Source organism: Glaciecola sp. 1036 (assembly GCF_050306235.1).
In the GTDB taxonomy this organism is placed as follows: Bacteria; Pseudomonadota; Gammaproteobacteria; order Enterobacterales; family Alteromonadaceae; genus Glaciecola.
Map to the genome: position 1 here is coordinate 70,696 of NZ_JBLWFH010000014.1, position 11,687 is coordinate 82,382.

Here is an 11,687-nt window from a genome sequence, read left to right on the forward strand (position 1 = left end):
GAATCCTTTTGAGTATAAAATGAACAAATATTGAACTAACAGTATTGTTACGTAAAAAAATTAGAAAGGCTCTATCAATAAATTCAATATTTTTTTCTAATTTATCGAAAGGTGAATTATGCGCCTTAGTTGCAGATTGACCTTGCATTGGCTTTTAGTCGGCCGTTACTTCCTAAATTTCTGATATTGCGCTACATTGGTCAGACAAGTTCCAAGCTCAAGGTAACCAGTCAATATGTACAGTCGCCAAGATTTTACCCGAAATATAAGCGGTGATTTATTTGGCGGAATTACAGCTGCCATAGTCGCTCTGCCATTAGCGTTAGCGTTTGGGATATCCTCTGGTGCTGGTCCTATCGCCGGTTTATACGGTGCGATTATTGTTGGGCTTTTTGCCTCCATTTTTGGCGGGACTCCGTCTCAAATTTCTGGTCCAACAGGACCCATGACTGTGGTCATGACGGCTATTATTGCGCAAACCCTTGCTACATATCCTCAAGCGGGTTTAACGCTTGCTTTCACTACTGTTTTGCTGGGTGGTCTTCTGCAGGCGTTGTTTGGCTTGTTACGCTTAGGAAAATATATTGTCACTGTGCCCTATCCCGTGATATCAGGATTTATGAGCGGTGTAGGCGTGATTATCATTATACTAGAACTCGGGCCAATGCTAGGATTTTCGCCAGGTGCAGGCGTACTGAATTCGTTAGAAAACTTACCACTTCAAATTAAAAATTTAAATGCGCCTGCGTTGTATTTGGGATTGATTTCCCTGCTGATTGTGTTTCTTTGGCGCGGTAAAGCCAATCGATTACTGCCTGCTCCTTTATTAGCGCTATTACTCACCACAATGTGCGCACTTTGGTTAGACCCGTCAGCCATTGCTCCTCGCATCGGTATTATTCCGTCGGCTTTACCCGAACTCTATGTGCCAAAGATTGAATTTGAGATGTTGCAGTTTATGCTGATGAACGCCTTGATGCTTGCTGTCCTCGGATCTATTGATTCATTGCTGACATCTTTAGTTGCCGATAACGCAACTGGCACTCAACACAATTCTGATAAGGAACTTATAGGCCAAGGCATTGGCAATGCGTTTGCAGGTTTGTTTGCTGGTTTACCTGGCGCTGGCGCTACTATGCGAACTATGGTGAACATTAGAGCCGGCGGTACCGGACCATTATCAGGCGTTGTTCATTCACTAATTTTGGCCATAGTCATAGCTGGTGCTGGCTTCTTATTCGAGAACATTCCTTTAGCTGCATTAGCTGGTATTTTGCTAAAAGTGGGCATCGATATTATCGATTGGCCATTTGTGAAACGCTTGCATCAATTACCTAAGTTTCCTGTATTTTTAATGTTGTTAGTGTTTGGTTTGACAGTCTTGGTTGATTTAATCACTGCTGTTTTCGTCGGAGTCTTTATCAAAAACATCGTGATTCTGAATCAACTGTCTGACATTGAGTTAGGCAGAATTATATTTGCGGATACTACACAGGGATTAGACCGTTTACGTAAAAAAGAACAAAAATTACTACAACAGCAACAAGATTCCACGGTACTTATTCGAATTACCGGCCCTGTAAGTTACGCCGTGGGTAGAGGACTGAAACAACAGTTTGAACCCTTTAAAACCCATCAGGTTGTGTTAATTGATGTACAAGATGCTTCCTTGTTGGGAATCTCCACCGGCATTGTTATAGAAGGTTTAATTCGCTACGCCCTAGAAAATGATGCTCAAGTAAAACTCATAGGTGTTGAAGGACAAACAGGCGCTGAGTTAAAAAGGCTGGGCATAGTGACTTTAGTCGGGGAAGAAAATTGCTATAGTTCGCTTAGTAACGCATTAGAAATAAACTAACCTAGATCGTAAGTCAACTGGGCGACTGTCGAGCACTACTTTTTTAAAAAACAATGGAACACAAATCAAGTACTGCAGAGACTTGCAGCGTCACTAGCATATGCATCCTTATTTATTGAAATGTGGCAAAGAGAAAACTTAGTGCAAATAGCGCCTTTGATATGTGCATTCCCCTTATTGACAATGTAACCATTGAATACATAAGACCTATATATAATTGTAACCGGTTTTTCGTATTACTCACTTTTTATATTTAAAAACAAGTGATATTGGGCTACGAACAAATGAATAATGCTAGCTTTTGTATAGCGTTCTAGTATAACCTTACGACCAAAACGAAAACTAACTTTACAATAAGTAAAAAGTAATTTATTAGACGCCTTTTTTTGGTGGTTAAAACACAAGGATGGTGTCAAAATTTCAATTTTGAAAGGACGGGAAAACCGAACCCCTAACTCTAATGAATGTCCCCATTTTTTGTTTTGCTGATACAACTAAATTTTTAATGGCACCATATGAAGTTCGATAAAGCAGTGAGTTTAGGCCTAAATTGCCAATGTAGGTATAATATTTCCAGAATTCTTTTAAATCGGACTAAGCTCAAAAAAGACAATGTTAGTACAAAAGACCCATATGATTATGGTACCCACTTTTTTGATTGGAGTGTTAGCCCCCTAGATTCAGTTATTAAAATCCTGAATAGTGACTTTCAAAATACCTTTATGTTGGAAAATTTAAAACTGGTTCCATTAAATGAGAATGAGCAAACAGTGTTAGATCAAGGCTCTGGTTGTGAATATCCTCACATATTTGAAAAAACAAAGTTTGGTAATTGTTCTCGGAAAGATTTGGAACGGGATTTCGAAAAAGCTAAGCAAAAAATAGATCCCCTAGTTGATAAAACCAAAGCTCTCTTATCTTCAAATGAAAGAGCTTTATTTGTAGTAACGGGAAACAGCAAAGCCCAAGATTTACTCAATTTAAACTCAGCGATAGAAAATTATCGCGATTCAAACTATATGATCTTACATACGACTTGGAAGAACAAATTCGGTTTCGAAGATTCATTCAGGGTTGAAAATGAAAGATTTATTGTAAAACCTATAACGCATACGCCATACCCCGGAGACTTTAATTCATGGGATGAAGCCTTCTCCGATATTGATTTAGAATTGCCGTTGGATAAAAATCCACTTCGGGTAACTCTTGCATGGCTAAGAAAAATAGCCCTCAGGGGGTGAGTTTATCTTAACCAATTTGTTAAGTGTTTTATTACATAAAAATATTTAGGTTTTAGTCCTATTGTATTAAAGTCTGTTAACACGAAGCTAACGTTTTTAAAGAGAGGTTTGCTGTACAAATGAAAGCTATTTTACATATAGGGCTACCGAAAACAGGGACTAGTTCAATCCAGTCATTTTGTTGCAGATATTATGATTATTTGCAGGAAAATAAGATTCTTTACCCTAAAACAGGGATGCAGGGACAAGCTCATCATCTATTCGCTAGAGCTGTCTGCATGCCTGAGAAAAAGATGACCATGAACTGGATAAGAGAAGCGGATGTAAAAAGGCTGATTGAAGATTTGGTTGAAGAAGTTTCGAATTCTTCACCCGACACTGTACTGCTAAGCTCAGAGGCATACGGAGATGTGAGTATATTATCCGAACTGGTTAATAAGTTAAAGGAAACTAATTTATTCCATAACTTTAGCGTAGTAGTTTATCTACGAAGACAAGATGAATATCTCGAGGCTAAATATTCAACCGATAGGCGCGCCGCACTCACTTCAGTAGCACCAGAAGAATATTTCAAACAACATAATGGAGACGTGGAATATTTATGGCTACTCGATCAATTAGAGGCGATTTTCGGCCTACAAAACGTTAAAGTAGGGATATTTGAAAAAACAAGTGGCGGCAAAAATTTACTCGAAGAGTTTTTTGAAGACAAGATAAATATTCCGATTAAGACAGACTTTGATACCAATATTACAGTGAATACTCGCCTTACCAGAGACGCGCTAACTTTCTTAGAAAAAATTCGTGAAATGGAATACTTCGATCAGATTTCAAATGAATTGATTCACATTTTAGAAGACTGGTCATCTAATCAAGTAGAAAGGTTCAAATATTTTAGTTCCTACGATTTAAGAAAAAGCGTGCTCGATTCACAAGCTGAAAATAATGCAACAATTGCCAAAAAGTTTCTGGGCAGAGAAAATGGCGTTTTATTTCAAAATTCAGATATATCTCCTGAGTGGGAAGAATATAAAGGTCTTACTAAAGAGAAATTTCAATCCATAATAAAGTATCTTAATGAAAAGTATTTCACCTAGCTTTCTAAAACTTGCATATATTCAGATGGAGTTCCACAAAAAACAATTTGTTCACGAGGAATAACCGTGAACCTCACATCAGCGCCTGCCTTAATAATATAGTTATACATTGGCGCTATATAATACTCTTGAGCGTCCAACTTTTCCAAAGGGGTTTGTTTCATCTCATTAAAAGCATTAACAAACAAACTACATGACCCCCAATAATACAAACCGGTGCAACAAAATTCACTAATCTCCCTTTTCTCAGCTGTAAGTTTTACTTTATTTTCTGTTTTATCATAGGGTAAAACGTTACTCCAATTTTTCCCGCTGCCGATAAATGTTTCTAAATAACCGTCTATTTCATCAAGATTGAAGTCATCAGGAAAAGTATACCCAAGTCTAAATGTATCAATGTTAAATATTAACAAACCGGTTTCAAAGCTTTCCTCAATCGCATTTATTCCTTTTATTACAGTCTCCGCCTGACCTTTAGTTGCCGTTTCTAATATCACTACCTTATAGTTAAAAATACCAAGTTTTTTACATTTGTCATGAATGAATTTAGGAGTTTCAAATACATCCAAACATATAAATAAGAACTCGCACAACCGAAAGTATTTTTCGAAACTCAACAATGACAGTTCAAATACAGTTTTACCTTTAGCTTCTAACATATACTTCGGAATTTTATATCCGGCTTTAGTGAAACGAGACGATAAACCGGCCATAGGGATAACTATTTTTGTATTATTGTTCATAATTCCTGCAATTTAAAATAGAGCCTCAACGCATTTGCTATCATTGCTTGCTGGCGTTCTTTGTAATCGAAGTGAAGAGGCAACATCGAAAGAAAAAGGTGAATGGTTATGGAAAGTATTTCTTTATGACGGTTATCCGCGTTAATAAGAAAAATTTCATTAAACAATTTTTCAACTTGCGATTGGTTTTCATTGGTAAGTAATTTAAAAGTATACTGCTTTGTTTGTTTATCAAAACTATTTTGAAATCTACCTGAAATTATTAGATCATAACCACCAAATACTGAATGGTATAATTTTGCAATATCGTATCTGGTGTCCCCATATATCGTAAACTGAGAATTACTATCCATTCCTCTAGGATCAATCAGCTTAAGTCGTCTGGCTCTGCTATCATAAAGTATATTGCTAAAACAAAAATCTCCGTGAATTATACCAACTTTCTCTTGGGTAATTTCAGTTATATATTTTGAAGACTCATGCATAATTTCATTTAATGATACCTTTACATTTGGCTTACATACCAGGCCAAATTTCTCATCAAGATCGAAATTTTCCATTTCAGCAAATTGTGCTAACCTCTTTTTTGTCTTGTCCATATAAATCAGGTTAGAAATAGAAACAACCTTATCTAGTTCTTCACCTGACGGTTTATATGATTTAAATTGGTCTAAAATATTTGCTGCGGCTGAAAAAATTTGACGCCAGTCGCCATCAGCCAACTGTCCAAATACAAAAAGATCGTTCAGAGGTAATAAATATAAAAACTCTAGCTGATATCCACAATATTCGTTATTTTCTTTAATCTCACCCAAAAATTGAGGCGTATGTAATTTTAAATATTTTGGTAAAGCTTCAAACCAACTAGATTCAGCATACATTTTTTTTGAGTTTGAACTTCGCTTATCGACAACAAGGCTCGTTATCTTCATTTCGTTGAAAGCGCGTTGAGTTGTCATTTCGCTTCTTGAGCGAAAAAAACTATTGAGATGCCCGAAGTCGAACCAATCACCTTTGCTAATTAACGTAAGGGTTCGGAAGCTATTATAATACTCTAAAGCTTTGATGAAATTACCATTATTCTCAAGAATACCTTTCATCAAAAGATGAGGTTCCGAAAATGAGAAGAATCCAGAAACAACAAGGTCGCTGTCACTGGCTCTAACATTTTTAAATTTGGCCGAAATATCCGAACCGTTAGCCAATTTTGCGCGGATATAAGAACCGGTGTTCTTGTGCACGCTTATACTATCTGGTGGGTGATGGTTAAAATCAAAATCTTGAGAAAAAAGGGTATCACCATGCAATATCGTTAACGTATCATGAGATTTACCAGTAGAGTTCCAACTATACAGAATAGATTCACCCAGTGATATTTTACTTGGCACTCTTAAAATAGAAATGTCTAAATTTTCTAGCTCGCTCACGTCGGCATCGGGCACTACATAGTCTTTTGGTAACGATATGTATTTATTACTTTTAGACGATGCTATTAAATCAGCTTGCAACTCATAAAGTCTTTTGTTCGCTATAGGTAAAAAAGCGGGAGGTAATAGACCAACTTCACTAGCAAACTCTTGTGAAATGTAAGCGCCAGAGGTTAATAAGATCATTTAGTTTGTCCGTTTGCTATTTCCGTTTCTCTTTTGAGCAAATCCTCTATTTCTTCATAAGTCAGATTAGCAAATTCTGAGGGCCTGATAGCTCTGTCATCTATGTAAAATCCTTCGAAACCGCACCAGGGTTTACCAACGACAATACCATCGTAGGGTATTTGTTTTTCTTCTAGCCAATTAATAATTATAGGGAGCGTATTTGCGTTTATTTTTGAAATATCTCCCTCGTAGGTTCTCATATTCCGACTAGTAAATATTGTAATATTGAAACCTTTCTGCTTGTATTCTAACAGTTTAGTTTTAACACTTTCATTCACCTCTTTTTTTTCATAGGGCAAATCTGACTCAAGTGTTAGAGTGCTATCTAAATCAATAACTATATTTTTCATCTGTTGGCCTAATAGAACGTATTTAAACTGGTTTTGAAAGCTTCTACATTAATCTCGTATGGGACATTGCCGTTCTTACTAGTTTCATCACTTATAGTAATATCTTCAAACACACCAACTTGTTTTAAGTTTGGGCATAATGCCTGTGCTAGATCGACGAACCAATCGGCATGGCCAAAAGCATATTTGTGAGATATTACTATTAAGTATTCTAATTTGCGGGCAAAAAGAATATTCATTACATTCGCACCGATAGGTGTAATTATAACTTTTGCATCCTTTAAAACGGAGGCTTTTTCACCAATAGATAGACCTTCAAAATATTTATCGACAAATTCGTATTCGCGGAGCTCTTCAACAAATTTTGTTTGATTTAACATTATTCTGGCTGCTCCTGAATTACTAGGGTCTATTTTTCGACCAAGGTATATTAATTCGTCAGAAGAGGTGTCATCGCTAATATTTCTTGTCGCTTTGTCTATGAGTAAATTAAGAGCATTAATCGTTATTGTATGAAGGGGGTTCAGATTCCGAGTAAAAAGTCGCGGGTAAATAGCCAAGCTTTGTATTTCGACCGGATTTTGCTCGTCAACAGTTATGAACTCAAAATCAGGATAAAGTAATGTTAAAATCTCTCTAACAAAAGGCGCTTTTGAGATTAGTATTGGTATATCAATTGTGAAGTTAATATCAAACAGGTGAAGTCTGGGTAAAGTTTCTATTAAAAAGTGTTGATAGTTAGCATCGTAGCTATGGGTTAATACTAACGCTTGATCTAATTTTCTGCTGGCTTTTAAAGGACCGTTTAATAAACTCTCTGTCCAAGTTCGCTGTAGATTTTCATTAGGATAGATTTCAAAAACAGTCGTTTTTTCAATTAACTGATTTTCCTGTAATAAACCATGATGAGTAGAGACTACATTACTATAAGTGATGATAGATACTTCATCATAAGGAATTTTTCCAGGGGCCGTTAATCCTCGAATAGGCAGTATAGTATCTGGCTTTAAACTAGATGCTGTTCTTTTGTTTTTATATATTTCCATTTAATATGCTTCTTTTAATTCTGCCTGTAATTTGAACTAAGAATCGATCCAAAATACAAAAATAAAGGTGTCATTAATTTATTAATGGTTAGCAGATTTTAGTAATCTCATCAATACCATTGACAATTCAATTACAAAAGAGTCTATCGATAATTCAGCCTCTTTTTCTGAATGGTGCTCTGCCACCATAAGATTCAATCCATCAATACTGAGAAGCCTATTTATCAATGACTCTGCTTCATCAGTTGAATCGTAAAACAAAGGATAGTCTGCACCTAGGTAGCTCTCGAATCCCGGATGTCGATTGATAACCAGCTTTGTACCTGCTGAAATACACTCGCTTATGAGATTACTCCCTGCTGGCTGGATATAGTGATTGAACACAATTCCATGTGAAAGAATATCTTGATATTCATCGTTGCTTGCGTTGTACATATCTGCAACGTAATGCTCAATTTCTAAAAGACCATTTTCAGCGAGTTCACGATTAACTACGTCATTGATAAAATAATCTCGATCCAAATTCCCAGGTATCAATAGAACTTTTTTATCTTTTGGTAAGTCAAGTTTGGCAAATTCAGAAAAAGAACGTAAATGCCAACCAACATGATATACCTTTCCTTCTGCTGTTGTTCCCGATTCACTTGCGTCGGTGCGTTGAATCGGAATATTTGGGTGGAATAGTGTGACGATAGGTACAGACACATTCCGTTGATCCAACTCTCTTTTTAAATAGTCTGCGTTTTCTTGGCTTAAAACAATTAATCCTTTACACAACTTTAGACTTTCTAAAAACCTTGGTTCTTCTATAAGGCAATCCAAATTTTGTGCTTTGTGATCAAAAGATGAGCTCTTATGCGGAGTTGTATGAATAAACGCGATCCATGGTTTGTCAAACACGAATTGATGTTGTGGATCTAATGGGTTCCAAAAAAAAGTTCTTTCAACAAATAAGTCTAAATAAATACCTTCAGGGTTATGATTTAACTTTTCATGAACATTATCTCTAACCCAGTTCCAACCCAATAAATGATGATCACCATAAGTACCATCGTTTAGCGATAAATCGAAAGCGTTAGAAACCGCTAACTGCTTTAGATCATAAGATCCGTATTGCAATGCTAACTGAAGTAATTTTCTATAATTACTATCTTGGCGCATATGCGCTTGAGTATCAGAGAGGTAAAACAGCGCTGAATAATTATTTTGTTTAAACGTAAATCCTTGTCTCGATGCCTCCAACCAAAATACTAAATCAGTAAAAGCGCCGTATTTTTCTTCTTCAAAGTAACCGATAATATTATGTAATTCACGCCTCCACATAGCGGAAGCGTTTGGAACACAAAAAGAAGCAATTCTATTGCCATCTATAATTTGGAACATATTTTCATGGTTGTAGTAGCCCGCGTCTAAGTTGTGCCATGACACTTTGTTGTTCTTAAAATCATATTTCTGAATTACATCGAACCACTTCTCAAATTCCTTCCCGCCTTGCTTTTGCTTAATATAATCATCATAGCTATTAATGCTTCTATCACTAAAAGGAACCGTGATTGGACTTGACACATCACATAAGTTAGCCTTTAGATTGAAAAGGCAACTAGACATCCAATTTTTCCCTCTAATATCGTCGACATTCAAATTAGCTATAAACTTTGAGCGAATTTTTTTGATGACAATGTTCCAACATTCGTATAACCCAGGGTCTTTTAAAACAGGCAAGTAGTAAACTGTATCGTAATTTTTAGCAAGAGTTTGCAGGCCTAGCGACGTTTCTTTCGAGTGACTTCCTACAACATCCATTAAAATTATGGTTGGTGGTTGTTTGCAAGTCATAATATCTCTGACGTCGTCAGTGAATCTTTGTATATAATCACCAGCTCTGAAAATACTAGAAAATAGAGTTACCTCTGTTTTCACAGTACTGTTAATGCATTCAGGAATAAACTCTTCAAACAATGAAATCGGAACTATTGATTGGTATTCAACCCTAAACTGGTTTTTGCTCAAGGTTTCGTCCATTAATTTCCAATTTATTTGATTGTCATCATGCTCATGACTGGTATCTGCACTACCATTATCTATAAAAATCTCGTCCTGATCGCGCTTTAGTGAAATATGCTCATATTGGGCTGATGCTTTAATAGAGCGAATAAGAAAATCAATATCATCCATACCCATCCCAGCAAAATTCTCATTGTAGCCATTCACTTCTTCAAAAAGAGCTCTACTTTTACCAATCCTTCCACAGCTTCCGTCCCAAGAGAGTGGGATATTATGATATACATTGTCCTCAAACAAATTATAAGATTCCCAGTCCTTATGCTTCATTGGAGAAGCACCGGTAGTTTGATGTACAAGAGAATATTTATTATTTAGATTAGCATAGAAATTTTGTAGATCTTCTTCGTTGATATAGTTATCAGCGTCCAGTGAAATTATATATTCGCCCGTAGATAATCTAGCTGCTGCATTTTTTGCAGGGGCCATATGAAATTTAGTCCATGGCTTTTTGATCCTAAAATATTTCAATTTTCCACTTAAAATATCAAATGAAAAATGTTCATCAATAAACTTCGCTATTTGCGCCGAATCGCTGCCGCCAAAATCAACTACGACCAGTTCTGAAAGTTCACAATTTCTTAATGTAGCTAAGTTTGTTGGTAGAGTTTGTTTCAATTGCCAAAAACGATTAAATACAGAGGTAACAAAAGAATATTTAAAGCAATTGCTTGAAAAAATACTGGAAACAGGCGTATTTTTTAATTTATTGTCGGGTTTAAAGACACCCTTCTTTCTGCTTATCAACTTTTCTAAACTTTCGACAAGCTGTCCTCTACCTAGGTTATCGTCCCCAATATTTTGCTTACAATTTGCTAATATCCTTTTACATTCGTTGTAATTCTTTTCAGCTAACGCATTCCTCACGTCATTCATCTGTTCCCAGAATTGGGTAATATTTTTATCCATGACAAATCTTATTTATTATTCTTAATACAATTTAGGAAATTATTAAAATTATTTATGTTCAGCAGTGCGAACTGGATTTCATACTTCTATTTCATTTTAAATTAAATGGAGTAGTCCGACCTTACATATAGCTCATATATTTTATCAAATACAAAATTTAACACATTTTAATTAGCCTTTTATAGATTTTTAAAATGTAAAACAGTCAAATTTTTAAGTAGTTGGACTTTGCTTTACGAGCTGAAAAGAAACGCAGTATTAACTCGGCTAAAAATCTAATCGGTTAAAAAGTTAACTCAACTTAAAGTAATGATAAAACTTGTCTAGAATTTACAAATAATTCCAAAATATAAACCTGATTATACTGTATTTACGCATCTAGCGAGCTACTGAGTTTCACCGTTGGTAGAGGATTAAAAAAAGTTTGAACCCTTTAAAACCCATCAGGTTGTGCTAATTGATGTACAAGATGCTTCCTTGTTAGGAATTTCGACTGGTATTGTTTTAGAAGGTTTAATTCGCTACGCCCTAGAAAATGACGCCCAAGTAAAGCTCATAGGTGTTGAAGGACAAACAGGCGCTGAGTTAAAAAGGCTGGGCATCATTACACTTGTTGGAACCAACAACTGTTTTACTACGTTGAATAACGCGTTAGAACAAAGCTAGCGGGTGAGGTTTCCAGTTACACCGTGGATAACGAATATCTGCCGCTATTCCTTGTAAACTA

9 protein-coding genes are annotated in these 11,687 nt (G+C 35.9%); 4 read left to right on the forward strand and 5 right to left on the reverse strand.

Translation table 11 applies throughout. The features are described from left to right. The first annotated feature begins 235 nt into the window (after positions 1-235). The 3 genes from ACNKW3_RS16790 to ACNKW3_RS16800 all read left to right on the forward strand — a co-directional run bounded on the left by ACNKW3_RS16790 (position 236) and on the right by ACNKW3_RS16800 (position 4,196). Positions 236-1,858 carry a SulP family inorganic anion transporter gene (locus ACNKW3_RS16790; RefSeq protein ID WP_427400484.1) on the forward strand — a complete coding sequence of 541 codons (1,623 nt, stop codon included), beginning with the start codon at positions 236-238 and terminating at the stop codon, positions 1,856-1,858. Positions 1,859-2,373: 515 nt separating this feature from the next. Continuing rightward, positions 2,374-3,099 carry a DUF1796 family putative cysteine peptidase gene (locus tag ACNKW3_RS16795; RefSeq protein ID WP_427400485.1) on the forward strand — a complete coding sequence of 242 codons (726 nt, stop codon included), beginning with the start codon at positions 2,374-2,376 and terminating at the stop codon, positions 3,097-3,099. A 119-nt stretch (positions 3,100-3,218) separates the two neighbouring features. Then, positions 3,219-4,196 (forward strand): hypothetical protein, encoded by a 978-nt coding sequence (locus tag ACNKW3_RS16800; RefSeq protein ID WP_427400486.1) that lies wholly within the window; start codon positions 3,219-3,221, stop codon positions 4,194-4,196. On the opposite strand, the gene ACNKW3_RS16805 is transcribed toward ACNKW3_RS16800, so the two are convergent. From ACNKW3_RS16805 to ACNKW3_RS16825, 5 genes are all read right to left on the reverse strand, one after another. Then, positions 4,193-4,939 carry a capsular biosynthesis protein gene (locus ACNKW3_RS16805; protein ID WP_427400487.1) on the reverse strand — a complete coding sequence of 249 codons (747 nt, stop codon included), beginning with the start codon at positions 4,937-4,939 and terminating at the stop codon, positions 4,193-4,195. The genes ACNKW3_RS16800 and ACNKW3_RS16805 overlap by 4 nt on opposite strands. Next, positions 4,936-6,552, reverse strand: coding sequence for a hypothetical protein (locus tag ACNKW3_RS16810; RefSeq protein WP_427400488.1), 1,617 nt, complete (start codon positions 6,550-6,552; stop codon positions 4,936-4,938). Before ACNKW3_RS16810 ends, ACNKW3_RS16805 begins: the two co-directional genes overlap by 4 nt. Beyond that, positions 6,549-6,944 (reverse strand): HAD hydrolase family protein, encoded by a 396-nt coding sequence (locus ACNKW3_RS16815; RefSeq protein WP_427400489.1) that lies wholly within the window; start codon positions 6,942-6,944, stop codon positions 6,549-6,551. Before ACNKW3_RS16815 ends, ACNKW3_RS16810 begins: the two co-directional genes overlap by 4 nt. Before the next feature lie 8 nt (positions 6,945-6,952). Further along, entirely contained in the window at positions 6,953-7,990 is a 1,038-nt protein-coding gene (locus tag ACNKW3_RS16820; protein WP_427400490.1) for a glycosyltransferase family 61 protein, read from the reverse strand. An 81-nt stretch (positions 7,991-8,071) separates the two neighbouring features. Next, the gene (locus ACNKW3_RS16825; protein WP_427400491.1) at positions 8,072-10,960 is read right to left on the reverse strand and encodes a glycosyltransferase family 2 protein; all 2,889 of its coding nucleotides are present in this window, start codon (positions 10,958-10,960) and stop codon (positions 8,072-8,074) included. Positions 10,961-11,410: 450 nt separating this feature from the next. On the opposite strand from ACNKW3_RS16825, the gene ACNKW3_RS16830 reads away from it, so the two are divergent. Further along, a complete protein-coding gene (locus tag ACNKW3_RS16830) occupies positions 11,411-11,626 on the forward strand; it encodes a hypothetical protein (RefSeq protein ID WP_427400492.1) in 216 nt (71 codons plus the stop codon). The last annotated feature ends 61 nt before the right edge of the window (positions 11,627-11,687 follow it).